At 42.6% G+C, this 26,319-nt stretch carries 6 protein-coding genes, 6 tRNA genes and 10 rRNA genes (1 of these 22 running past the window's edge); 19 read left to right on the forward strand and 3 right to left on the reverse strand.

What is annotated here, in order from left to right:
* Positions 1-3: 3 nt before the first annotated feature.
* A complete protein-coding gene (locus ACQY29_RS08685) occupies positions 4-486 on the forward strand; it encodes an SRPBCC family protein (RefSeq protein WP_428224820.1) in 483 nt (160 codons plus the stop codon).
* Positions 487-502: 16 nt separating this feature from the next.
* Complete coding sequence (locus tag ACQY29_RS08690; protein ID WP_428224821.1) at positions 503-1,789, forward strand: cryptochrome/photolyase family protein; 1,287 nt, start codon at positions 503-505, stop codon at positions 1,787-1,789.
* Between the two features lie 490 nt (positions 1,790-2,279).
* On the opposite strand, the gene ACQY29_RS08695 is transcribed toward ACQY29_RS08690, so the two are convergent.
* The 3 genes from ACQY29_RS08695 to ACQY29_RS08705 form a co-directional block, all read right to left on the reverse strand.
* Positions 2,280-3,794, reverse strand: coding sequence for a hypothetical protein (locus ACQY29_RS08695; protein WP_428224822.1), 1,515 nt, complete (start codon positions 3,792-3,794; stop codon positions 2,280-2,282).
* A gap of 186 nt (positions 3,795-3,980) precedes the next feature.
* On the reverse strand, positions 3,981-4,718 hold the full coding sequence (locus ACQY29_RS08700; protein ID WP_428224823.1) for a hypothetical protein: 738 nt from the start codon (positions 4,716-4,718) through the stop codon (positions 3,981-3,983).
* A gap of 163 nt (positions 4,719-4,881) precedes the next feature.
* Positions 4,882-5,970, reverse strand: coding sequence for a M42 family metallopeptidase (locus ACQY29_RS08705; protein WP_428224824.1), 1,089 nt, complete (start codon positions 5,968-5,970; stop codon positions 4,882-4,884).
* A gap of 85 nt (positions 5,971-6,055) precedes the next feature.
* On the opposite strand from ACQY29_RS08705, the gene ACQY29_RS08710 reads away from it, so the two are divergent.
* The 17 genes from ACQY29_RS08710 to ACQY29_RS08790 form a co-directional block, all read left to right on the forward strand.
* On the forward strand, positions 6,056-6,766 hold the full coding sequence (locus ACQY29_RS08710) for a DUF4294 domain-containing protein (protein ID WP_428224825.1): 711 nt from the start codon (positions 6,056-6,058) through the stop codon (positions 6,764-6,766).
* Positions 6,767-8,220: 1,454 nt separating this feature from the next.
* Positions 8,221-9,736 (forward strand): 16S ribosomal RNA (locus ACQY29_RS08715).
* A gap of 108 nt (positions 9,737-9,844) precedes the next feature.
* Positions 9,845-9,918 (forward strand) — tRNA-Ile (locus tag ACQY29_RS08720).
* Between the two features lie 158 nt (positions 9,919-10,076).
* Positions 10,077-10,153: transfer RNA gene (locus tag ACQY29_RS08725), tRNA-Ala, on the forward strand.
* A 219-nt stretch (positions 10,154-10,372) separates the two neighbouring features.
* A 23S ribosomal RNA gene (locus tag ACQY29_RS08730) occupies positions 10,373-13,282 on the forward strand.
* Between the two features lie 180 nt (positions 13,283-13,462).
* Positions 13,463-13,571: ribosomal RNA gene (rrf, locus tag ACQY29_RS08735) — 5S ribosomal RNA — on the forward strand.
* 343 nt (positions 13,572-13,914) lie between these two features.
* Positions 13,915-15,430: ribosomal RNA gene (locus tag ACQY29_RS08740) — 16S ribosomal RNA — on the forward strand.
* A gap of 132 nt (positions 15,431-15,562) precedes the next feature.
* Positions 15,563-15,636 (forward strand) — tRNA-Ile (locus ACQY29_RS08745).
* 128 nt (positions 15,637-15,764) lie between these two features.
* Positions 15,765-15,841 (forward strand) — tRNA-Ala (locus ACQY29_RS08750).
* A gap of 219 nt (positions 15,842-16,060) precedes the next feature.
* Positions 16,061-18,935: ribosomal RNA gene (locus ACQY29_RS08755) — 23S ribosomal RNA — on the forward strand.
* 180 nt (positions 18,936-19,115) lie between these two features.
* Positions 19,116-19,224: ribosomal RNA gene (rrf, locus tag ACQY29_RS08760) — 5S ribosomal RNA — on the forward strand.
* Between the two features lie 343 nt (positions 19,225-19,567).
* Positions 19,568-21,083, forward strand: a 16S ribosomal RNA gene (locus ACQY29_RS08765).
* Between the two features lie 132 nt (positions 21,084-21,215).
* Positions 21,216-21,289: transfer RNA gene (locus ACQY29_RS08770), tRNA-Ile, on the forward strand.
* Between the two features lie 128 nt (positions 21,290-21,417).
* Positions 21,418-21,494 (forward strand) — tRNA-Ala (locus tag ACQY29_RS08775).
* Between the two features lie 219 nt (positions 21,495-21,713).
* Positions 21,714-24,588, forward strand: a 23S ribosomal RNA gene (locus tag ACQY29_RS08780).
* Positions 24,589-24,768: 180 nt separating this feature from the next.
* A 5S ribosomal RNA gene (gene rrf, locus ACQY29_RS08785) occupies positions 24,769-24,877 on the forward strand.
* Between the two features lie 343 nt (positions 24,878-25,220).
* Positions 25,221-26,319 (forward strand): 16S ribosomal RNA (locus ACQY29_RS08790); it runs 417 nt beyond the window's last position.
* Together the 16S, 23S and 5S rRNA genes with 6 tRNA genes alongside form the textbook arrangement of a ribosomal RNA operon.

A 26,319-nucleotide genomic window follows, 5' to 3' on the forward strand; every position in this document is an offset into this window, starting at 1 on the left:
AAGATGAATATCATTATAAAAAAACAATCAGGTATTTACACCTTAACATCTAAACAAATATTGCCAATTAGTTTAGAAGAAGCTTGGTGTTTTTTTACATTGCCAAAAAATCTTGATAAAATTACACCAAAGGAAATGAACTTTTGTATTACAAATAATCCTGGAGATGCTACCTATGCAGGACAAATTATTACGTATGAAATAGGGATTTTACCTTTTGTAAAAAATAATTGGGTAACAGAAATTACTCATTTTCAACATCAGAAATTTTTTGTAGATGAACAACGTTTTGGTCCTTATGCTATGTGGCATCATCAACATCATTTTGAAACTACTAAAGAAGGACAAGTTGAAATGATTGATATCGTTAATTTTAAATTACCCTTCGGAGTTTTAGGTGATGTATTCCTTGGAAGTTGGGTATCTAATAAAGTACGGTTTATTTTTGAAAGCCGATACACTATTTTAAAAGGACTTTTCAACTGATTTAAGGAACAAATTGATGACGATTTTTTGGTTTAGACGAGATTTACGCTTAGAGGACAATACCGCTTTATATTTTGCACTCCAAGAAAATAAAAGTGTTATCCCTATTTTTATATTTGATACTACTATTTTAAATCAATTAGAAAAAGATGACGCTCGTGTTACCTTTATTCATCAACAATTAGTAGCTATTAATAACCAATTACAAACTATCGGTAAGTCTTTAGCCGTATTTTATGGGGAACCTTTGGAAATTTTTTCAAAACTGATATCCGAAAATAAAATGGAAAGTGTATATGCTAATCATGATTACGAACCCGCTGCACGAAAGCGTGACAAATCTATTAATGACTTACTTAAATCACATCAAATTGCTTTTAAAACTTGTAAAGACCAAGTGATTTTTGAAAAAAGTGAGGTTGTTAAAGAGGACCAAAATCCTTATGTGGTTTATACGCCTTATGCTAAAAAATGGAAAGAAAAACTGAATACTACGACAATTTCAAATTATCCATCAGAAACACTTTTAGATAAAATTATTCCGCACAATTATAGTTTTTTAAATTTAGAAAATATTGGTTTCATCCCTTCAACGATTACTTTACCTATTTATAACATTTCAGAAAAATTAGTAGCCAATTATGAAGCAACTCGAAATTTCCCAAGTATTTCTGGAACTTCGTTACTAGGTATACATTTACGCTTTGGGACAATAAGTATTAGAAAATTAGTAAAATACGCCCAAAGTTTTCCAAATCCAACTTTTTTAAATGAGCTTATTTGGAGAGAATTCTTCATGCAAATCCTTTGGCATTTCCCACATACGGTACATAAAAGTTTTAAAGAAAAATACGACCAAATACAATGGGATAACAATGAAATTAATTTTCAAAAATGGTGTGAAGGAAAAACTGGATACCCATTTGTAGATGCAGGCATGCGTGAACTTAATGCTACTGGACACATGCACAATAGGGTGCGTATGATAGTGGCTAGTTTTTTATGCAAACATTTATTAATTGATTGGCGCTGGGGTGAAACTTATTTTGCCAACAAATTATTAGATTACGAACAATCAAGCAATGTAGGTAACTGGCAATGGGCGGCAGGGAGCGGAGTTGATGCCGCACCTTACTTTAGAATTTTTAATCCAACGGAACAAATCAAAAAATTTGACCCAGAATGGAATTACATTAAAAAATGGATTCCAGAACTGGATACACTTGATTATCCCAACCCCATAGTGGAACATAAAGTAGCTCGCGAAAAATGTCTAACTACGTATAAAAAAGCCTTAGAATAATTCAAAAAATGAGACTTTTGAACTTAATTTCTTGATGCTAAAATAAAAACTTCAATGTTTTTTTTTGACGCAAAACCATTTATACCTTCTAGTAATAAAACAAATGGTTTGTTTTGGAATAGTTTTAGCCATTAAGGAATTAAGGAAATTAATTTTGGCGTTTGCTCTTAATAAACTTAATCTCTTAATGGTAAAATCTTATACAGCGCAAAATTAATTATCTCTTCATGTTAAAGAAAGGGAAATAGTTTTAACCATTAAGGAATTAAGGAAATTAATTTTGGCGTTTGCTCTTAATAAACTTAATCTCTTAATGGTAAAATCTTATACAGCGCAAAATTAATTATCCCTTCTTGTTATAGAAAGATAAATAGTATTAACCATTAGGAGATTAAGGAAATTTAGTTTGGCAGTTGGACTTAATAAGCTTAATTCCTTAATGGTAAAAAAAATAAAAATAAGTCAGAGAAACTTAAAATAAAAGCATGTTTTACGCTATTCCCTCAATCTGTTTCAAATGTTGTTCAATTTGGTATTGATTAAAGTTATCCCATTTAGGAGCCGTTTTTTTCTTTTGTCCTAGCATAACATCTAAACAAATGTTTTCTGTTTGATATTTATCATGTAAGACCTCTAGAATTGCAAAGAAAAATGCATCTAATTGAGTAATTGTTTCAAATTTATTTGCTTCTGTAGAGTTCAGTTGTAAAAGTTGTAAAATTTCCTCTTTTTCCTCAGGAAGTAGGGTGGTTTGATAACCAAATTTTAAGGATTTATATATCAAATTGTTCCATACCAAATTGTTATGACTCCAAGGAACATCTGTTAAGTGTAAGGCATGTTCGCAAATTAATAAGGTTGCATGCAGTACTTCTTTTAGAGAATCGATTGGGAATTCATCAAAACAGCGCAATTCAAAACCACTTTGGTACATTTTTTCCTGATTAAAATCGAGTCCTACATCAGAAAGCAATACATATTCCAAGTCGTTTTCAATTTGGTCACGCCACCAAATGTTATCTTCTTTAGTAAAATTGAGCAATTTTCTGAAATCTTCAACTTTATAAGTTAAAATTTTTCCTTTACCCATCGATTCGTGAAAAGTACCCACTCCTATATAGCGTGACATAGCATTGCGCATGGAACCTAAGGCGTATTTTTTACCTAAATTGTATTTCTGACTAATCACGCCCATAATATCCGGGCTTCCTAAAGTAGCAATAAACAAGGGTTGGAACCATTGTATCAAATACATGGCATGAATATGTTTTCTATCAAAAGTAGCATAGTCTACTATGCGACCATTCTCGGTTAGCGTGGGTAAGGTAATATGAAAATGATAGGTTCCATTGTTAAACAAAACAATGTTTTTTTGATTAGACATGAATTGATTCAGTCCATTATTATATTTAGGAAAATGTAAGGTCTCGCCTACAACTCCAGATTCGTTTAATTTGTCAATGAATATTTTTTTTGTCGCGCGAAGTTCATTGCATGATTCTTCAACGGTGCTATTTTCAAAATATTTGGTCACAAATTCTATCGAATCTCCATCAAAGCATACGGAACCCATTGGGTTGGTTTTGGTAGTCACCATACTTTTGATGTTGAAAGGCTGTTGTTCTAAAAACAATTCCAAAAAGGTTTTGCCTGAAAAATCTGGGTTTTCTAAGGTTTCGTTGCTTACAGCACCATTATCAGGTGTAGTGGAAGCAACAGTTTTAGGCAACGTTCTATGGTTGTAATTGGGGTCTAATTTTTCTAACGAATGACTGTTCATCATTCGGCTAATGGCATAGTTTTTATTTTTTTCAAAAGCAGATTGCAATATAAAGTCCAGCGCACCTTCCTTATAATAAGTGGTGTAGTCTAAGCTGTAGCGCTCACGCCCCATGCTGTGATGAATAAAATCACCAGACACCATCAGGGGATTTTCAAACTGCAAGTAGGTTTCGTTTTCTAATCCTATTCCCCAATAATGTTTTGTTGATTTATTTTCTTCCATTTATAATCTTCTGTTTTTGAAATTACTAATCGTATTGGTACTTAAATAGATAGGCACTGCTCTAAATTACTTTAATTATTGAGTATAAATGAAGCGGATTCATTTTAATAATAATTTTGTAAAATGAGCTTAATCTTATCTAGTTATTCAGAAATTAATCTGATTTTCGAGCTGTTTTAATCTTCGTTATTCGTGATAGTAAAACACATGCGAAGAATAACGCTCGTGATTCCACCAGTCTTTACGGGCTTTGGCAAAATAGGTGTAATTTTTAATTCCAGCTTGCGATTGCAAAGGATATTTCACTACGCCGTTTTCGCGGTAGGCTTTTTTGGCTTTGGTTTCTGGTACTACAGGTACTATGTGTCCTGAGAGGCCTACTTGTTTTCGTTTGGCGCAAATAATTCCTACGCCACCTTCGGTATTTACTTTATCTTGAAGCTCATCTAGGCTGGTCATGCGCTTCCAACCAAAGCTGGCTCCCCAAGTCAGGAACCAATCGTGTATGGCACTCGAATAAATGTTATCCACTGTTTCTCCAAAAACAGCTTCCACTTCTTGACCTTCTAAAACTTTTTGTAGGGCTTCCTCGGTCCACCATACTGTTGGTAGATAGACTTTGCAAAAGTAACAATAATCAAACGAATATACATTACAATACGTATCTTCTATGGTACGTTGGTAACGCGTATTGTGTGTAACATCCAGTTTTTGAATTAATTCGGCTATACTTTCCTTCTTCGTTTCCAGATTTGTCAGGTCTCGAAATGGAATTTCAGGGTCCGAAAGCGGATGAACTTTTAGTAACATCGTATCCAGTCGTGAGTCAGGATGCGGTAATAATTCAGCTTTTTTAATTCTGGAATCCGCAATGGGATTCTCTTTAGGTATAATGACGTTGGAGGTTATATTGCTATTTTCCATTGTATTTCAATTTGGGATGCTTATTTCTCAATCAAATATTTTGGTTCAAATCTAATTTTGAAAGGTAATTTTTCAAATATATCAAAAATATTAGAATACGAAGGTTTGTAGTAAAAAAAATGCCACAAACTTGAGCGTAGTGGCATTTGTTTAGAGTATGTTGTTATTTGAAGTACGAAAAAGTTTCGTTGTTTTCAATTTTTAACAAGGATTCATAAATCAATTTGATAACATTTTCCACATCTTCTCTGTGGACCATTTCAACCGTTGTATGCATATAACGCAACGGTAATGAAATCAAAGCTGATGCTACTCCGCCGTTGCTGTACGCAAAAGCGTCTGTGTCGGTACCTGTAGCTCTAGAAGTAGCGTGTCTTTGGAACGGAATTTCGTTAGCTTCTGCTGTTTCAACTATCAATTCTCTTAATTTGTTTTGCACTGCAGGCGCATAAGCAATCACGGGGCCTTTACCCATTTTCAAATCCCCTTCTATCTTCTTGTCAATCATAGGGGTAGTAGTATCATGACAAACATCCGTTACTAGGGCAACATTCGGTTTGATGGTTTGGGTAATCATCTCCGCGCCACGTAAGCCTATTTCTTCCTGTACAGCATTAACAATATAGAGACCAAAAGGTAATTCTTTTTGATTTTCTTTTAGTAAACGTGCAACTTCAGCAATCATAAACCCCCCCATACGGTTGTCTATCGCACGACAAACAAATTTGTTTTCGTTTAAAATCATAAACTCATCAGGGTAGGTAATCACACAACCTACATGAACACCCAGTTGCTCTACTTCTTCCTTAGAACTACATCCGCAGTCAATAAAAATATTGTGTAGCGTTGCGCCTTCTTCTTTACCTCTGTTTCTTGTGTGTATCGCTGGCCAACCAAAAACACCTTTTACAATACCCTTTTTAGTATGAATGTTAACGCGTTTCGAAGGCGCAATTTGATGGTCAGAACCACCATTGCGAATCACATAAATCAAACCATCGTCAGTAATATAGTTTACATACCAAGAAATTTCATCGCTATGTCCTTCAATCACCACTTTATAAGGAGCATCAGGATTAATCACCCCAACCGCAGTTCCGTACGTATCCGTAATAAACGTATCCACATAAGGTTTCAGGTACTCCATCCATATTTTTTGACCTTCACTCTCATAGCCCGTAGGAGAAGCATTGTTTAAATATCGTTCTAAAAAATCGATAGATTTTTCGTTTAGTATTGTTTTAGCATCCATAAAAAAAAATTTTTGCTAAAATATAAAATTGGTATAACAGTTGCAGAATAAATGTATAATTTTGAACCCAAAATAAATTTTACCAATGCGCAAGTATATTATAGGAGTAATTGTATTCGTTTTTAATGTTTTTCAACTTTCGGCACAAGTAGTCAAAATTGATTCGACCGAAATTGAAAAAAAGTTAGATATTAAAGATACGATTACTCAGGTTTCCTATCAATTAGAAGAAGTTTTTGTTACAAATAGAGCCTATAATTTTAAAGATGATGAAGAGCGTAAACGTTTTATGATTCTTAGAAAAAGAGTTTTTCGTACTTATCCCTATGCCAAAATTGCTTCAGAACGATTGGTTGCGTTAAATAAAGGGATGCAAGTTTTAAAAACGGAACGTGACAAAAAGAAATATTTCAAATTAGTTGAAAAATATTTAACCGAAGAATTTGAAGAGCAATTAAAAAAATTAAGCCGTCGAGACGGACAGATTTTAGTCAAATTAATTCACCGTCAAACAGGTTCTACAACTTATAAGCTAATTTCTGATTTAAAAAGTGGTTGGAAAGCCTTTTGGGCAAATAACACAGCGAGTCTTTTTGATATAAATTTAAAAACACCCTACCAGCCTGATACTGTAGCTGAAGATTATCTGATTGAAAGTATTCTGTACCGTTCTTTTATCGATGGTAATTTGTCTCCCCAGGATTCTAAATTGGGACATAAATACAGCGACCTTCAGAAAATCTGGCGTCAAAAAGTAAAAGAACTCAAAGCAAAACAAGCAGAACAGCAAAAATAAATATTCAAAAAATCCATCGACACGATGGATTTTTTGTTTTATCTATCAAGATTGTAATTACTTCTTTCAACAACTCTGTTAACTGTCACTGAACACTGCCCACTGAATACTGCCCACTGAATACTGACCACTTATTATAGCGTTCCTCCGCAAGCTCCGGTCGGGCTGTCCGCTGTATCTGCCGTCTGGCTATATAAGATTTCGGTTTCAAAAGAACCTTCTCAGCCATCCGTCAGGATGCCGCTTCCATCCCTAACGCAAGTATTCGTTGGTTGAAAGTACCCCGTTCTATTACATATATTATATATAGGAGCGTTTTTTTTAAAATTTGTGTTCCTATGTGTTTAATATACGTTTTCAAATTCGTGCTCCTTCGTGTCATTCGTGTTTATATAGGTAAAGTTAATCTGTGTCCTCTGTGTCCTCTGTGTTTGATACTCGGTTTTCAAATTCGTGTTCCTTCGTGTCATTCGTGTTTATAAAGGTAAAGTTAATCTGTGTCCTCTGTGTCCTCTGTGTTTGATACTCGGTTTTCAAATTCGTGTTCCTTCGTGTCATTCGTGTTTATATAGGTAAAGTTAATCTGTGTCCTCTGTGCTTATCTGTGTTTTATATGTGGTTTTCAAATTCGCACTCCTTCGTGTTATTCGTGTTTATATAGGTAAAGTTAATCTGTGTCCTCTGTGCTTCTCTGTGTTTAATATTCGGTTTTCAAATTCGTGTCACTTCGTGTCATTCGTGTTTATATAGGTAAAGTTAATCTGTGTCCTCTGTGCTTATCTGTGTTTTATATGCGGTTTTCAAATTCGTGCTCCTTCGTGTCATTCGTGTTTATGTAGGTAAAGTTAATCTGTGTCCTCTGTGCTTATCTGTGTTTTATATGCGGTTTTCAAATTCGTGCTCCTTCGTGTCATTCGTGTTTATATAGGTAAAGTTAATCTGTGTTCTCTGTGCTTATCTGTGTTTTATATGCGGTTTTCAAATTCGTGCTCCTTCGTGTCATTCGTGTTTATATAGGTAAAGTTAATCTGTGTCCTCTGTGCTCCTTTGTGTTTAATATTCGGTTTTCAATGAAATTTTACAGTTAACTCTTTGGTTTTAAAAGGATAGCAAAAAACTTTTAAAAAAGGCCTTCAAAAGTTTTGGAAAAAAGAAAAAAACGGACGTATCTTTGCACCCGCAACAGCGAAGTTCTTTAAGATAATGTTAAGATGTTTTTAGAAGCTTACTTCAAAAAAAGTTTTCAAAAAAGTCTTGCAAATTAAAAAAGAAGTTTTACCTTTGCACCCGCTAAGACGATAAGTCAAAAGCGAAAAAAGTAAATAAAAAGTTCATAGACATATTGGATTGACAGCACGTTTTAATAGCAATATTAAAACAAATAAAATTTAAGAGAGTAAGAAAACCTAGCCTTCTTTGTCAATAACATTTAGTTGAAAAGCTATAAAAAACATACGATGAAGAGTTTGATCCTGGCTCAGGATGAACGCTAGCGGCAGGCTTAACACATGCAAGTCGAGGGGTAGAAGGAGCTTGCTCCTTTGAGACCGGCGCACGGGTGCGTAACGCGTATGCAATCTACCTTGTACAGGGGGATAGCCCAGAGAAATTTGGATTAATACCCCATAGTATCTTCGGAAGGCATCTTCTGATTATTAAAGTTCCAACGGTACAAGATGAGCATGCGTCCCATTAGCTAGTTGGTGTGGTAACGGCACACCAAGGCAACGATGGGTAGGGGTCCTGAGAGGGAGATCCCCCACACTGGTACTGAGACACGGACCAGACTCCTACGGGAGGCAGCAGTGAGGAATATTGGTCAATGGACGCAAGTCTGAACCAGCCATGCCGCGTGCAGGATGACGGTCCTATGGATTGTAAACTGCTTTTGTACAGGAAGAAACACTCCCTCGTGAGGGAGCTTGACGGTACTGTAAGAATAAGGATCGGCTAACTCCGTGCCAGCAGCCGCGGTAATACGGAGGATCCAAGCGTTATCCGGAATCATTGGGTTTAAAGGGTCCGTAGGCGGTTTTATAAGTCAGTGGTGAAATCTGGTCGCTCAACGATCAAACGGCCATTGATACTGTAAGACTTGAATTACTTGGAAGTAACTAGAATATGTAGTGTAGCGGTGAAATGCTTAGAGATTACATGGAATACCAATTGCGAAGGCAGGTTACTACGAGTATATTGACGCTGATGGACGAAAGCGTGGGGAGCGAACAGGATTAGATACCCTGGTAGTCCACGCCGTAAACGATGGATACTAGCTGTTTGGAGCAATCTGAGTGGCTAAGCGAAAGTGATAAGTATCCCACCTGGGGAGTACGCTCGCAAGAGTGAAACTCAAAGGAATTGACGGGGGCCCGCACAAGCGGAGGAGCATGTGGTTTAATTCGATGATACGCGAGGAACCTTACCAAGGCTTAAATGGAAAACGACAGATTTGGAAACAGATCTTTCTTCGGACGTTTTTCAAGGTGCTGCATGGTTGTCGTCAGCTCGTGCCGTGAGGTGTCAGGTTAAGTCCTATAACGAGCGCAACCCCTGTTGCTAGTTGCCAGCGAGTCATGTCGGGAACTCTAGCAAGACTGCCGGTGCAAACCGTGAGGAAGGTGGGGATGACGTCAAATCATCACGGCCCTTACGCCTTGGGCTACACACGTGCTACAATGGACGGTACAGAGAGCAGCCACTACGCAAGTAGGAGCGAATCTATAAAACCGTTCTCAGTTCGGATCGGAGTCTGCAACTCGACTCCGTGAAGCTGGATTCGCTAGTAATCGCAGATCAGCCATGCTGCGGTGAATACGTTCCCGGGCCTTGTACACACCGCCCGTCAAGCCATGGAAGCTGGGGGTACCTGAAGTCGGTGACCGCAAGGAGCTGCCTAGGGTAAAACTGGTAACTAGGGCTAAGTCGTAACAAGGTAGCCGTACCGGAAGGTGCGGCTGGAACACCTCCTTTCTAGAGACAAAAAAAGAAACTAGACTATTCTAAAATCTGAATTCTAAATTCTGAAATTAGAATCTTACTCTCGCTGTTAGTTCAAAACAAAAAAAGCTTAAAATACAGAGTCTCGTAGCTCAGCTGGTTAGAGTACTACACTGATAATGTAGGGGTCGGCAGTTCGAGTCTGCCCGGGACTACTTTTTAAATGATTTCAGATTTAAGATATTAGATTTGAGATTTAAGAAGTAAAAATTTTAAGATAAAAGGAAATTCTAGAGTTGACAAATCACGTTACTCATTTGGATGTAAGGTAAAGTTACTGAAAACTGAAAACTGAACACTGCCAACTGAAAACGGGGGATTAGCTCAGCTGGCTAGAGCGCCTGCCTTGCACGCAGGAGGTCATCGGTTCGACTCCGATATTCTCCACCAAATTGATTTGAAAATGAATTGATTTAAAAATTTGAAAATGATTATCATTTTCAAATTAACGAATCTTAAAATCTTCAAATTGAGTAAAGTTCATTGACATATTGAGATAAACATACAAACAAGTAGAAAGAACACTTTAGTAATTAGTAAAGAGTGAATAGTAATTAGTCTTAGGACTAGTCACTAATTACTTAGAGCTAATCACTAAAAAAAAGAAAACAATAAGCAAAATAAGGGCGTATGGGGGATGCCTAGGCTCTCAGAGGCGAAGAAGGACGTGATAAGCTGCGAAAAGCTGCGGGGATTGGCACATACAAGATGATCCGCAGATATCCGAATGGGGCAACCCACTATGTTGAAGACATAGTATCCGATAGGAGGCGAACCCGCTGAACTGAAACATCTAAGTAGGCGGAGGAGAAGAAAACAAAAGTGATTGCGTGAGTAGTGGCGAGCGAAAGCGCAGTAGCCCAAACCAGTGTTGTTACGGCAATGCTGGGGTTGTAGGACCACAATATTTCTTGTAAACTGAATTAGAATAACCTGGAAAGGTTGACCAAAGAGGGTGATAGTCCCGTATAAGTAAGGAATATAAAGAATAGTGGTATCCTGAGTAGGGCGGGGCACGTGAAACCCTGTCTGAATCTGGCGGGACCATCCGCTAAGGCTAAATACTCCTGAGAGACCGATAGTGAACCAGTACTGTGAAGGAAAGGTGAAAAGAACCGTGAATAACGGAGTGAAATAGAACCTGAAACCATACGCCTACAAGCGGTCGGAGCAGCATAAGTTGTGACGGCGTGCCTTTTGCATAATGAGCCTACGAGTTACCGTTGCTGGCAAGGTTAAGTGATTAAGTCACGGATCCGTAGCGAAAGCGAGTCTGAATAGGGCGAGATTCAATCCTCGGGATTGAAAGCGTATTTATACGCTGAGTCAGTAGTGGTAGACGCGAAACCGTGTGATCTACCCATGGACAGGATGAAGCTGTGGTAACACATAGTGGAGGTCCGAACCCGTTGACGTTGAAAAGTCTTGGGATGATCTGTGGGTAGGGGTGAAAGGCCAATCAAACTCGGAAATAGCTCGTACTCCCCGAAATGCATTTAGGTGCAGCGCTGTGGTCTAGTTATATAGAGGTAGAGCTACTGATTGGATGCGGGGGCTTCACCGCCTACCAATTCCTGACAAACTCCGAATGCTATATAATATACACAGCAGTGAGGGCTTGGGTGCTAAGGTCCAAGTCCGAGAGGGAAAGAACCCAGACCATCAGCTAAGGTCCCCAAATGTATGCTAAGTTGATCAAACGCGGTTTGATTGCATCGACAGCTAGGATGTTGGCTTGGAAGCAGCCATTCATTTAAAGAGTGCGTAACAGCTCACTAGTCGAGCGATCGAGCATGGATAATAATCGGGCATAAGCATACTACCGAAGCTATGGATTTGTACACTGTACAAGTGGTAGGGGAGCATTCTAACATCGCTGAAGGTGTCTCGTGAGGGATGCTGGAGAGGTTAGAAAAGAAAATGTAGGCATAAGTAACGATAAGGGGTGCGAGAAACACCCCCGCCGCAAAACTAAGGTTTCCGCAGCTATGCTAATCAGCTGCGGGTTAGTCGGGTCCTAAGGCGAATCCGAAAGGAACAGTCGATGGCCAACGGGTTAATATTCCCGTACTACTTATAATTGTGATGGAGTGACGCAGTGGTGAAAGTACCGCGAACTGACGGAATAGTTCGTTAAAGCACATAGCTATAGGCCCGGTAGGCAAATCCGCTGGGACTGGTGAAATGCGATAGTACTCGGAGTCTTCGGACAATGGGATAGTGTACCTAAAGGCTGCCAAGAAAACCTTCTAAACTTAGATTATAAGTACCCGTACCGTAAACCGACACAGGTAGTTGAGGAGAGTATCCTAAGGCGCTCGAGAGATTCATGGCTAAGGAATTAGGCAAAATAGACCTGTAACTTCGGGAGAAAGGTCGCCAGCGCAAGCTGGCCGCAGTGAAAAGGTCCAGGCGACTGTTTATCAAAAACACAGGGCTCTGCAAAATCGTAAGATGAAGTATAGGGCCTGACACCTGCCCGGTGCTGGAAGGTTAAGAGGAGATGTTATCTTCGGAGAAGCATTGAATTGAAGCCCCAGTAAACGGCGGCCGTAACTATAACGGTCCTAAGGTAGCGAAATTCCTTGTCGGGTAAGTTCCGACCTGCACGAATGGTGTAACGATCTGGACACTGTCTCAGCCATGAGCTCGGTGAAATTGTAGTATCGGTGAAGATGCCGATTACCCGCAGTGGGACGAAAAGACCCTGTGCACCTTTACTATAGCTTAGTATTGGTCTTGGATAAGTGATGTGTAGGATAGGTGGGAGACTATGAAATGGCGTCGCCAGGCGTTGTGGAGTCATTGTTGAAATACCACCCTTTGCTTATCTGAGATCTAACCCGCCCTTGGTGGGGACATTGCTTGGTGGGTAGTTTGACTGGGGTGGTCGCCTCCAAAAGAGTAACGGAGGCTTCTAAAGGTTCCCTCAGCACGCTTGGTAACCGTGCGTAGAGTGCAATGGCATAAGGGAGCTTGACTGAGAGACATACAGGTCGATCAGGTACGAAAGTAGAGCATAGTGATCCGGTGGTTCCGCATGGAAGGGCCATCGCTCAAAGGATAAAAGGTACGCCGGGGATAACAGGCTGATCTCCCCCAAGAGCTCATATCGACGGGGGGGTTTGGCACCTCGATGTCGGCTCGTCACATCCTGGGGCTGGAGAAGGTCCCAAGGGTTGGGCTGTTCGCCCATTAAAGTGGCACGCGAGCTGGGTTCAGAACGTCGTGAGACAGTTCGGTCTCTATCTACTGTGGGCGTTAGAAATTTGAGTGGATCTGACTCTAGTACGAGAGGACCGAGTTGGACCAACCGCTGGTGTATCTGTTGTTCCGCCAGGAGCACCGCAGAGTAGCTACGTTGGGAAGGGATAAGCGCTGAAAGCATATAAGCGCGAAACCCACCACAAGATGAGATTTCTTTTAAGGGTCGTGGAAGATGACCACGTTGATAGGCTATAGATGTAAAGGCAGTAATGTCACAGTCAAGTAGTACTAATAACCCGTAAGCTTATTGTAAGAGCCCCCTAACCCCGCCGAGGCGGGGAACCTCAGGGGGCTCGTAAAATTCTTTCCAAATTGAATATTTATCTCAATATGTTAAAATATAGCAGCAAAGCTGCGTTTGAAGTTCCAAGTTTAAAGTTCCAAGTTGTCTAACTTGAAACAAATAAAACTTGAAACCCCAAACCAAAACCTTAAGGTGGTTATTGCGGCGGGGCTCACCTCTTCCCATTTCGAACAGAGAAGTTAAGCCCGCCTGCGCCGATGGTACTGCATCCTGTGGGAGAGTAGGTCGCTGCCTTTCTTTATTCCAAAAATATATTGGAATCTAACATAAAATTCCCCTGCAACTCAGGGGATTTTTTATCTCAGCAAAGCAAGTACGTTCCTTTTACTATTGAAATCCAGAGTTTTTAAATTTTTGAAAAAAAAAGTAAAAAAACACTTGGAAATGCTAAAAGAAACACTACCTTTGCGCCCGCTAAGACGATAAGTCAAAAGCGAAAAAAAAGTAAATAAAAAGTTCATAGACATATTGGATTGACAGCACGTTTTAATAGGAATATTAAAACAAATAAAATTTAAGAGAGTAAGAAAACCTAGCCTTCTTTGTCCACAACATTTAGCTGAAAAGCTATAAAAAACATACGATGAAGAGTTTGATCCTGGCTCAGGATGAACGCTAGCGGCAGGCTTAACACATGCAAGTCGAGGGGTAGAAGGAGCTTGCTCCTTTGAGACCGGCGCACGGGTGCGTAACGCGTATGCAATCTACCTTGTACAGGGGGATAGCCCAGAGAAATTTGGATTAATACCCCATAGTATCTTCGGAAGGCATCTTCTGATTATTAAAGTTCCAACGGTACAAGATGAGCATGCGTCCCATTAGCTAGTTGGTGTGGTAACGGCACACCAAGGCAACGATGGGTAGGGGTCCTGAGAGGGAGATCCCCCACACTGGTACTGAGACACGGACCAGACTCCTACGGGAGGCAGCAGTGAGGAATATTGGTCAATGGACGCAAGTCTGAACCAGCCATGCCGCGTGCAGGATGACGGTCCTATGGATTGTAAACTGCTTTTGTACAGGAAGAAACACTCCCTCGTGAGGGAGCTTGACGGTACTGTAAGAATAAGGATCGGCTAACTCCGTGCCAGCAGCCGCGGTAATACGGAGGATCCAAGCGTTATCCGGAATCATTGGGTTTAAAGGGTCCGTAGGCGGTTTTATAAGTCAGTGGTGAAATCTGGTCGCTCAACGATCAAACGGCCATTGATACTGTAAGACTTGAATTACTTGGAAGTAACTAGAATATGTAGTGTAGCGGTGAAATGCTTAGAGATTACATGGAATACCAATTGCGAAGGCAGGTTACTACGAGTATATTGACGCTGATGGACGAAAGCGTGGGGAGCGAACAGGATTAGATACCCTGGTAGTCCACGCCGTAAACGATGGATACTAGCTGTTTGGAGCAATCTGAGTGGCTAAGCGAAAGTGATAAGTATCCCACCTGGGGAGTACGCTCGCAAGAGTGAAACTCAAAGGAATTGACGGGGGCCCGCACAAGCGGAGGAGCATGTGGTTTAATTCGATGATACGCGAGGAACCTTACCAAGGCTTAAATGGGAAACGACAGATTTGGAAACAGATCTTTCTTCGGACGTTTTTCAAGGTGCTGCATGGTTGTCGTCAGCTCGTGCCGTGAGGTGTCAGGTTAAGTCCTATAACGAGCGCAACCCCTGTTGCTAGTTGCCAGCGAGTCATGTCGGGAACTCTAGCAAGACTGCCGGTGCAAACCGTGAGGAAGGTGGGGATGACGTCAAATCATCACGGCCCTTACGCCTTGGGCTACACACGTGCTACAATGGACGGTACAGAGAGCAGCCACTACGCAAGTAGGAGCGAATCTATAAAACCGTTCTCAGTTCGGATCGGAGTCTGCAACTCGACTCCGTGAAGCTGGATTCGCTAGTAATCGCAGATCAGCCATGCTGCGGTGAATACGTTCCCGGGCCTTGTACACACCGCCCGTCAAGCCATGGAAGCTGGGGGTACCTGAAGTCGGTGACCGCAAGGAGCTGCCTAGGGTAAAACTGGTAACTAGGGCTAAGTCGTAACAAGGTAGCCGTACCGGAAGGTGCGGCTGGAACACCTCCTTTCTAGAGACAAAAAAAGAAGCTGATTTTAATTAAAAATTAAAGATTCGAAATTAAATTTAATTTTTAATTCCAATTTTTTAATTAAATCTTACTCTCGCTGTTAGTTCAAAACAAAAAAAGCTTAAAATACAGAGTCTCGTAGCTCAGCTGGTTAGAGTACTACACTGATAATGTAGGGGTCGGCAGTTCGAGTCTGCCCGGGACTACTTTTTAAGAGTTATAAATTATAAGTTATAAGTTGAAAAAAAGAGAAAATTTTAAGTTTAAAAGGAAATTCTAGAAGTTGAAAATTCAAAAGTTCTGAATTCTAATTTCTAAATTCTAAATTAAGAATGGGGGATTAGCTCAGCTGGCTAGAGCGCCTGCCTTGCACGCAGGAGGTCATCGGTTCGACTCCGATATTCTCCACCAAATTGATTTGAAAATGAATTGATTTGAAAATTTGAAAATGATGATCATTTTCAAATTAACGAATCTTAAAATCTTCAAATTGAGTAAAGTTCATTGACATATTGAGATAAACATACAAACAAGTAGAAAGAACACTTTAGTAATTAGTAAAGAGTGAATAGTAATTAGTCTTAGGACTAGTCACTAATTACTTAGAGCTAATCACTAAAAAAAAGAAAACAATAAGCAAAATAAGGGCGTATGGGGGATGCCTAGGCTCTCAGAGGCGAAGAAGGACGTGATAAGCTGCGAAAAGCTGCGGGGATTGGCACATACAAGATGATCCGCAGATATCCGAATGGGGCAACCCACTATGTTGAAGACATAGTATCCGATAGGAGGCGAACCCGCTGAACTGAAACATCTAAGTAGGCGGAGGAGAAGAAAACAAAAGTGATTGCGTGAGTAGTGGCGAGCGAAAGCGCAGTAGCCCAAACCAGTGTTGTTACGGCAATGCTGGGGTTGTAGGACCACGATATTTCTTGTAAACTGAATTAGAATAACCTGGAAAGGTTGACCAAAGAGGGTGATAGTCCTGTATAAGTAAGGAATATAAAGAATAGTGGTATCCTGAGTAGGGCGGGGCACGTGAAACCCTGTCTGAATCTGGCGGGACCATCCGCTAAGGCTAAATACTCCTGAGAGACCGATAGTGAACCAGTACTGTGAAGGAAAGGTGAAAAGAACCGTGAATAACGGAGTGAAATAGAACCTGAAACCATACGCCTACAAGCGGTCGGAGCAGCATAAGCTGTGACGGCGTGCCTTTTGCATAATGAGCCTACGAGTTACCGTTGCTGGCAAGGTTAAGTGATTAAGTCACGGATCCGTAGCGAAAGCGAGTCTGAATAGGGCGCTTGAGTCAGTAGTGGTAGACGCGAAACCGTGTGATCTACCCATGGACAGGATGAAGCTGTGGTAACACATAGTGGAGGTCCGAACCCGTTGACGTTGAAAAGTCTTGGGATGATCTGTGGGTAGGGGTGAAAGGCCAATCAAACTCGGAAATAGCTCGTACTCCCCGAAATGCATTTAGGTGCAGCGCTGTGGTCTAGTTATATAGAGGTAGAGCTACTGATTGGATGCGGGGGCTTCACCGCCTACCAATTCCTGACAAACTCCGAATGCTATATAATATACACAGCAGTGAGGGCTTGGGTGCTAAGGTCCAAGTCCGAGAGGGAAAGAACCCAGACCATCAGCTAAGGTCCCCAAATGTATGCTAAGTTGATCAAACGCGGTTTGATTGCATCGACAGCTAGGATGTTGGCTTGGAAGCAGCCATTCATTTAAAGAGTGCGTAACAGCTCACTAGTCGAGCGATCGAGCATGGATAATAATCGGGCATAAGCATACTACCGAAGCTATGGATTTGTACACTGTACAAGTGGTAGGGGAGCATTCTAACATCGCTGAAGGTGTCTCGTGAGGGATGCTGGAGAGGTTAGAAAAGAAAATGTAGGCATAAGTAACGATAAGGGGTGCGAGAAACACCCCCGCCGCAAAACTAAGGTTTCCGCAGCTATGCTAATCAGCTGCGGGTTAGTCGGGTCCTAAGGCGAATCCGAAAGGAACAGTCGATGGCCAACGGGTTAATATTCCCGTACTACTTATAATTGTGATGGAGTGACGCAGTGGTGAAAGTACCGCGAACTGACGGAATAGTTCGTTAAAGCACATAGCTATAGGCCCGGTAGGCAAATCCGCTGGGACTGGTGAAATGCGATAGTACTCGGAGTCTTCGGACAATGGGATAGTGTACCTAAAGGCTGCCAAGAAAACCTTCTAAACTTAGATTATAAGTACCCGTACCGTAAACCGACACAGGTAGTTGAGGAGAGTATCCTAAGGCGCTCGAGAGATTCATGGCTAAGGAATTAGGCAAAATAGACCTGTAACTTCGGGAGAAAGGTCGCCAGCGCAAGCTGGCCGCAGTGAAAAGGTCCAGGCGACTGTTTATCAAAAACACAGGGCTCTGCAAAATCGTAAGATGAAGTATAGGGCCTGACACCTGCCCGGTGCTGGAAGGTTAAGAGGAGATGTTATCTTCGGAGAAGCATTGAATTGAAGCCCCAGTAAACGGCGGCCGTAACTATAACGGTCCTAAGGTAGCGAAATTCCTTGTCGGGTAAGTTCCGACCTGCACGAATGGTGTAACGATCTGGACACTGTCTCAGCCATGAGCTCGGTGAAATTGTAGTATCGGTGAAGATGCCGATTACCCGCAGTGGGACGAAAAGACCCTGTGCACCTTTACTATAGCTTAGTATTGGTCTTGGATAAGTGATGTGTAGGATAGGTGGGAGACTATGAAATGGCGTCGCCAGGCGTTGTGGAGTCATTGTTGAAATACCACCCTTTGCTTATCTGAGATCTAACCCGCCCTTGGTGGGGACATTGCTTGGTGGGTAGTTTGACTGGGGTGGTCGCCTCCAAAAGAGTAACGGAGGCTTCTAAAGGTTCCCTCAGCACGCTTGGTAACCGTGCGTAGAGTGCAATGGCATAAGGGAGCTTGACTGAGAGACATACAGGTCGATCAGGTACGAAAGTAGAGCATAGTGATCCGGTGGTTCCGCATGGAAGGGCCATCGCTCAAAGGATAAAAGGTACGCCGGGGATAACAGGCTGATCTCCCCCAAGAGCTCATATCGACGGGGGGGTTTGGCACCTCGATGTCGGCTCGTCACATCCTGGGGCTGGAGAAGGTCCCAAGGGTTGGGCTGTTCGCCCATTAAAGTGGCACGCGAGCTGGGTTCAGAACGTCGTGAGACAGTTCGGTCTCTATCTACTGTGGGCGTTAGAAATTTGAGTGGATCTGACTCTAGTACGAGAGGACCGAGTTGGACCAACCGCTGGTGTATCTGTTGTTCCGCCAGGAGCACCGCAGAGTAGCTACGTTGGGAAGGGATAAGCGCTGAAAGCATATAAGCGCGAAACCCACCACAAGATGAGATTTCTTTTAAGGGTCGTGGAAGATGACCACGTTGATAGGCTATAGATGTAAAGGCAGTAATGTCACAGTCAAGTAGTACTAATAACCCGTAAGCTTATTGTAAGAGCCCCCTAACCCCGCCGAGGCGGGGAACCTCAGGGGGCTCGTAAAATTCTTTCCAAATTGAATATTTATCTCAATATGTTAAAATATAGCAGCAAAGCTGCGTTTGAAGTTCCAAGTTTAAAGTTCCAAGTTGTCTAACTTGAAACAAATAAAACTTGAAACCCCAAACCAAAACCTTAAGGTGGTTATTGCGGCGGGGCTCACCTCTTCCCATTTCGAACAGAGAAGTTAAGCCCGCCTGCGCCGATGGTACTGCATCCTGTGGGAGAGTAGGTCGCTGCCTTTCTTTATTCCAAAAATATATTGGAATCTAACATAAAATTCCCCTGCAACTCAGGGGATTTTTTATCTCAGCAAAGCAAGTACGTTCCTTTTACTATTGAAATCCAGAGTTTTTAAATTTTTGAAAAAAAAAGTAAAAAAACACTTGGAAATGCTAAAAGAAACACTACCTTTGCGCCCGCTAAGACGATAAGTCAAAAGCGAAAAAAAAGTAAATAAAAAGTTCATAGACATATTGGATTGACAGCACGTTTTAATAGGAATATTAAAACAAATAAAATTTAAGAGAGTAAGAAAACCTAGCCTTCTTTGTCCACAACATTTAGCTGAAAAGCTATAAAAAACATACGATGAAGAGTTTGATCCTGGCTCAGGATGAACGCTAGCGGCAGGCTTAACACATGCAAGTCGAGGGGTAGAAGGAGCTTGCTCCTTTGAGACCGGCGCACGGGTGCGTAACGCGTATGCAATCTACCTTGTACAGGGGGATAGCCCAGAGAAATTTGGATTAATACCCCATAGTATCTTCGGAAGGCATCTTCTGATTATTAAAGTTCCAACGGTACAAGATGAGCATGCGTCCCATTAGCTAGTTGGTGTGGTAACGGCACACCAAGGCAACGATGGGTAGGGGTCCTGAGAGGGAGATCCCCCACACTGGTACTGAGACACGGACCAGACTCCTACGGGAGGCAGCAGTGAGGAATATTGGTCAATGGACGCAAGTCTGAACCAGCCATGCCGCGTGCAGGATGACGGTCCTATGGATTGTAAACTGCTTTTGTACAGGAAGAAACACTCCCTCGTGAGGGAGCTTGACGGTACTGTAAGAATAAGGATCGGCTAACTCCGTGCCAGCAGCCGCGGTAATACGGAGGATCCAAGCGTTATCCGGAATCATTGGGTTTAAAGGGTCCGTAGGCGGTTTTATAAGTCAGTGGTGAAATCTGGTCGCTCAACGATCAAACGGCCATTGATACTGTAAGACTTGAATTACTTGGAAGTAACTAGAATATGTAGTGTAGCGGTGAAATGCTTAGAGATTACATGGAATACCAATTGCGAAGGCAGGTTACTACGAGTATATTGACGCTGATGGACGAAAGCGTGGGGAGCGAACAGGATTAGATACCCTGGTAGTCCACGCCGTAAACGATGGATACTAGCTGTTTGGAGCAATCTGAGTGGCTAAGCGAAAGTGATAAGTATCCCACCTGGGGAGTACGCTCGCAAGAGTGAAACTCAAAGGAATTGACGGGGGCCCGCACAAGCGGAGGAGCATGTGGTTTAATTCGATGATACGCGAGGAACCTTACCAAGGCTTAAATGGGAAACGACAGATTTGGAAACAGATCTTTCTTCGGACGTTTTTCAAGGTGCTGCATGGTTGTCGTCAGCTCGTGCCGTGAGGTGTCAGGTTAAGTCCTATAACGAGCGCAACCCCTGTTGCTAGTTGCCAGCGAGTCATGTCGGGAACTCTAGCAAGACTGCCGGTGCAAACCGTGAGGAAGGTGGGGATGACGTCAAATCATCACGGCCCTTACGCCTTGGGCTACACACGTGCTACAATGGACGGTACAGAGAGCAGCCACTACGCAAGTAGGAGCGAATCTATAAAACCGTTCTCAGTTCGGATCGGAGTCTGCAACTCGACTCCGTGAAGCTGGATTCGCTAGTAATCGCAGATCAGCCATGCTGCGGTGAATACGTTCCCGGGCCTTGTACACACCGCCCGTCAAGCCATGGAAGCTGGGGGTACCTGAAGTCGGTGACCGCAAGGAGCTGCCTAGGGTAAAACTGGTAACTAGGGCTAAGTCGTAACAAGGTAGCCGTACCGGAAGGTGCGGCTGGAACACCTCCTTTCTAGAGACAAAAAAAGAAGCTGATTTTAATTAAAAATTAAAGATTCGAAATTAAATTTAATTTTTAATTCCAATTTTTTAATTAAATCTTACTCTCGCTGTTAGTTCAAAACAAAAAAAGCTTAAAATACAGAGTCTCGTAGCTCAGCTGGTTAGAGTACTACACTGATAATGTAGGGGTCGGCAGTTCGAGTCTGCCCGGGACTACTTTTTAAGAGTTATAAATTATAAGTTATAAGTTGAAAAAAAGAGAAAATTTTAAGTTTAAAAGGAAATTCTAGAAGTTGAAAATTCAAAAGTTCTGAATTCTAATTTCTAAATTCTAAATTAAGAATGGGGGATTAGCTCAGCTGGCTAGAGCGCCTGCCTTGCACGCAGGAGGTCATCGGTTCGACTCCGATATTCTCCACCAAATTGATTTGAAAATGAATTGATTTGAAAATTTGAAAATGATGATCATTTTCAAATTAACGAATCTTAAAATCTTCAAATTGAGTAAAGTTCATTGACATATTGAGATAAACATACAAACAAGTAGAAAGAACACTTTAGTAATTAGTAAAGAGTGAATAGTAATTAGTCTTAGGACTAGTCACTAATTACTTAGAGCTAATCACTAAAAAAAAGAAAACAATAAGCAAAATAAGGGCGTATGGGGGATGCCTAGGCTCTCAGAGGCGAAGAAGGACGTGATAAGCTGCGAAAAGCTGCGGGGATTGGCACATACAAGATGATCCGCAGATATCCGAATGGGGCAACCCACTATGTTGAAGACATAGTATCCGATAGGAGGCGAACCCGCTGAACTGAAACATCTAAGTAGGCGGAGGAGAAGAAAACAAAAGTGATTGCGTGAGTAGTGGCGAGCGAAAGCGCAGTAGCCCAAACCAGTGTTGTTACGGCAATGCTGGGGTTGTAGGACCACGATATTTCTTGTAAACTGAATTAGAATAACCTGGAAAGGTTGACCAAAGAGGGTGATAGTCCCGTATAAGTAAGGAATATAAAGAATAGTGGTATCCTGAGTAGGGCGGGGCACGTGAAACCCTGTCTGAATCTGGCGGGACCATCCGCTAAGGCTAAATACTCCTGAGAGACCGATAGTGAACCAGTACTGTGAAGGAAAGGTGAAAAGAACCGTGAATAACGGAGTGAAATAGAACCTGAAACCATACGCCTACAAGCGGTCGGAGCAGCATAAGCTGTGACGGCGTGCCTTTTGCATAATGAGCCTACGAGTTACCGTTGCTGGCAAGGTTAAGTGATTAAGTCACGGATCCGTAGCGAAAGCGAGTCTGAATAGGGCGCTTGAGTCAGTAGTGGTAGACGCGAAACCGTGTGATCTACCCATGGACAGGATGAAGCTGTGGTAACACATAGTGGAGGTCCGAACCCGTTGACGTTGAAAAGTCTTGGGATGATCTGTGGGTAGGGGTGAAAGGCCAATCAAACTCGGAAATAGCTCGTACTCCCCGAAATGCATTTAGGTGCAGCGCTGTGGTCTAGTTATATAGAGGTAGAGCTACTGATTGGATGCGGGGGCTTCACCGCCTACCAATTCCTGACAAACTCCGAATGCTATATAATATACACAGCAGTGAGGGCTTGGGTGCTAAGGTCCAAGTCCGAGAGGGAAAGAACCCAGACCATCAGCTAAGGTCCCCAAATGTATGCTAAGTTGATCAAACGCGGTTTGATTGCATCGACAGCTAGGATGTTGGCTTGGAAGCAGCCATTCATTTAAAGAGTGCGTAACAGCTCACTAGTCGAGCGATCGAGCATGGATAATAATCGGGCATAAGCATACTACCGAAGCTATGGATTTGTACACTGTACAAGTGGTAGGGGAGCATTCTAACATCGCTGAAGGTGTCTCGTGAGGGATGCTGGAGAGGTTAGAAAAGAAAATGTAGGCATAAGTAACGATAAGGGGTGCGAGAAACACCCCCGCCGCAAAACTAAGGTTTCCGCAGCTATGCTAATCAGCTGCGGGTTAGTCGGGTCCTAAGGCGAATCCGAAAGGAACAGTCGATGGCCAACGGGTTAATATTCCCGTACTACTTATAATTGTGATGGAGTGACGCAGTGGTGAAAGTACCGCGAACTGACGGAATAGTTCGTTAAAGCACATAGCTATAGGCCCGGTAGGCAAATCCGCTGGGACTGGTGAAATGCGATAGTACTCGGAGTCTTCGGACAATGGGATAGTGTACCTAAAGGCTGCCAAGAAAACCTTCTAAACTTAGATTATAAGTACCCGTACCGTAAACCGACACAGGTAGTTGAGGAGAGTATCCTAAGGCGCTCGAGAGATTCATGGCTAAGGAATTAGGCAAAATAGACCTGTAACTTCGGGAGAAAGGTCGCCAGCGCAAGCTGGCCGCAGTGAAAAGGTCCAGGCGACTGTTTATCAAAAACACAGGGCTCTGCAAAATCGTAAGATGAAGTATAGGGCCTGACACCTGCCCGGTGCTGGAAGGTTAAGAGGAGATGTTATCTTCGGAGAAGCATTGAATTGAAGCCCCAGTAAACGGCGGCCGTAACTATAACGGTCCTAAGGTAGCGAAATTCCTTGTCGGGTAAGTTCCGACCTGCACGAATGGTGTAACGATCTGGACACTGTCTCAGCCATGAGCTCGGTGAAATTGTAGTATCGGTGAAGATGCCGATTACCCGCAGTGGGACGAAAAGACCCTGTGCACCTTTACTATAGCTTAGTATTGGTCTTGGATAAGTGATGTGTAGGATAGGTGGGAGACTATGAAATGGCGTCGCCAGGCGTTGTGGAGTCATTGTTGAAATACCACCCTTTGCTTATCTGAGATCTAACCCGCCCTTGGTGGGGACATTGCTTGGTGGGTAGTTTGACTGGGGTGGTCGCCTCCAAAAGAGTAACGGAGGCTTCTAAAGGTTCCCTCAGCACGCTTGGTAACCGTGCGTAGAGTGCAATGGCATAAGGGAGCTTGACTGAGAGACATACAGGTCGATCAGGTACGAAAGTAGAGCATAGTGATCCGGTGGTTCCGCATGGAAGGGCCATCGCTCAAAGGATAAAAGGTACGCCGGGGATAACAGGCTGATCTCCCCCAAGAGCTCATATCGACGGGGGGGTTTGGCACCTCGATGTCGGCTCGTCACATCCTGGGGCTGGAGAAGGTCCCAAGGGTTGGGCTGTTCGCCCATTAAAGTGGCACGCGAGCTGGGTTCAGAACGTCGTGAGACAGTTCGGTCTCTATCTACTGTGGGCGTTAGAAATTTGAGTGGATCTGACTCTAGTACGAGAGGACCGAGTTGGACCAACCGCTGGTGTATCTGTTGTTCCGCCAGGAGCACCGCAGAGTAGCTACGTTGGGAAGGGATAAGCGCTGAAAGCATATAAGCGCGAAACCCACCACAAGATGAGATTTCTTTTAAGGGTCGTGGAAGATGACCACGTTGATAGGCTATAGATGTAAAGGCAGTAATGTCACAGTCAAGTAGTACTAATAACCCGTAAGCTTATTGTAAGAGCCCCCTAACCCCGCCGAGGCGGGGAACCTCAGGGGGCTCGTAAAATTCTTTCCAAATTGAATATTTATCTCAATATGTTAAAATATAGCAGCAAAGCTGCGTTTGAAGTTCCAAGTTTAAAGTTCCAAGTTGTCTAACTTGAAACAAATAAAACTTGAAACCCCAAACCAAAACCTTAAGGTGGTTATTGCGGCGGGGCTCACCTCTTCCCATTTCGAACAGAGAAGTTAAGCCCGCCTGCGCCGATGGTACTGCATCCTGTGGGAGAGTAGGTCGCTGCCTTTCTTTATTCCAAAAATATATTGGAATCTAACATAAAATTCCCCTGCAACTCAGGGGATTTTTTATCTCAGCAAAGCAAGTACGTTCCTTTTACTATTGAAATCCAGAGTTTTTAAATTTTTGAAAAAAAAAGTAAAAAAACACTTGGAAATGCTAAAAGAAACACTACCTTTGCGCCCGCTAAGACGATAAGTCAAAAGCGAAAAAAAAGTAAATAAAAAGTTCATAGACATATTGGATTGACAGCACGTTTTAATAGGAATATTAAAACAAATAAAATTTAAGAGAGTAAGAAAACCTAGCCTTCTTTGTCCACAACATTTAGCTGAAAAGCTATAAAAAACATACGATGAAGAGTTTGATCCTGGCTCAGGATGAACGCTAGCGGCAGGCTTAACACATGCAAGTCGAGGGGTAGAAGGAGCTTGCTCCTTTGAGACCGGCGCACGGGTGCGTAACGCGTATGCAATCTACCTTGTACAGGGGGATAGCCCAGAGAAATTTGGATTAATACCCCATAGTATCTTCGGAAGGCATCTTCTGATTATTAAAGTTCCAACGGTACAAGATGAGCATGCGTCCCATTAGCTAGTTGGTGTGGTAACGGCACACCAAGGCAACGATGGGTAGGGGTCCTGAGAGGGAGATCCCCCACACTGGTACTGAGACACGGACCAGACTCCTACGGGAGGCAGCAGTGAGGAATATTGGTCAATGGACGCAAGTCTGAACCAGCCATGCCGCGTGCAGGATGACGGTCCTATGGATTGTAAACTGCTTTTGTACAGGAAGAAACACTCCCTCGTGAGGGAGCTTGACGGTACTGTAAGAATAAGGATCGGCTAACTCCGTGCCAGCAGCCGCGGTAATACGGAGGATCCAAGCGTTATCCGGAATCATTGGGTTTAAAGGGTCCGTAGGCGGTTTTATAAGTCAGTGGTGAAATCTGGTCGCTCAACGATCAAACGGCCATTGATACTGTAAGACTTGAATTACTTGGAAGTAACTAGAATATGTAGTGTAGCGGTGAAATGCTTAGAGATTACATGGAATACCAATTGCGAAGGCAGGTTACTACGAGTATATTGACGCTGATGGACGAAAGCGTGGGGAGCGAACAGGATTAGATACCCTGGTAGTCCACGCCGTAAACGATGGATACTAGCTGTTTGGAGCAATCTGAGTGGCTAAGCGAAAGTGATAAGTATCCCACCTGGGGAGTACGCTCGCAAGAGTGAAACTCAAAGGAATTGACGGGGGCCCGCACAAGCGGAGGAGCATGTGGTTTAATTCGATGATACGCGAGGAACCTTACCAAGGCTTAAATGGGAAACGACAGATTTGGAAACAGATCTTTCTTCGGACGTTTTTCAAGGTGCTGCATGGTTGTCGTCAGCTCGTGCCGTGAGGTGTCAGGTTAAGTCCTATAACGAGCGCAACCCCTG

It is taken from the genome of Flavobacterium sp. (genome assembly GCF_965262375.1).
Taxonomy (GTDB): Bacteria; Bacteroidota; Bacteroidia; order Flavobacteriales; family Flavobacteriaceae; genus Flavobacterium.

Bases quoted from the DNA above. Each gene is read 5' to 3' on its own strand.
- ACQY29_RS08685 (WP_428224820.1), top strand. From the start codon at position 4: ATGAATATCATTATAAAAAAACAATCAGGTATTTACACCTTAACATCT.
- ACQY29_RS08690 (WP_428224821.1), top strand. From the start codon at position 503: ATGACGATTTTTTGGTTTAGACGAGATTTACGCTTAGAGGACAATACC.
- ACQY29_RS08695 (WP_428224822.1), bottom strand. From the start codon at position 3,794: ATGGAAGAAAATAAATCAACAAAACATTATTGGGGAATAGGATTAGAA.
- ACQY29_RS08700 (WP_428224823.1), bottom strand. From the start codon at position 4,718: ATGGAAAATAGCAATATAACCTCCAACGTCATTATACCTAAAGAGAAT.
- ACQY29_RS08705 (WP_428224824.1), bottom strand. From the start codon at position 5,970: ATGGATGCTAAAACAATACTAAACGAAAAATCTATCGATTTTTTAGAA.
- ACQY29_RS08710 (WP_428224825.1), top strand. From the start codon at position 6,056: ATGCGCAAGTATATTATAGGAGTAATTGTATTCGTTTTTAATGTTTTT.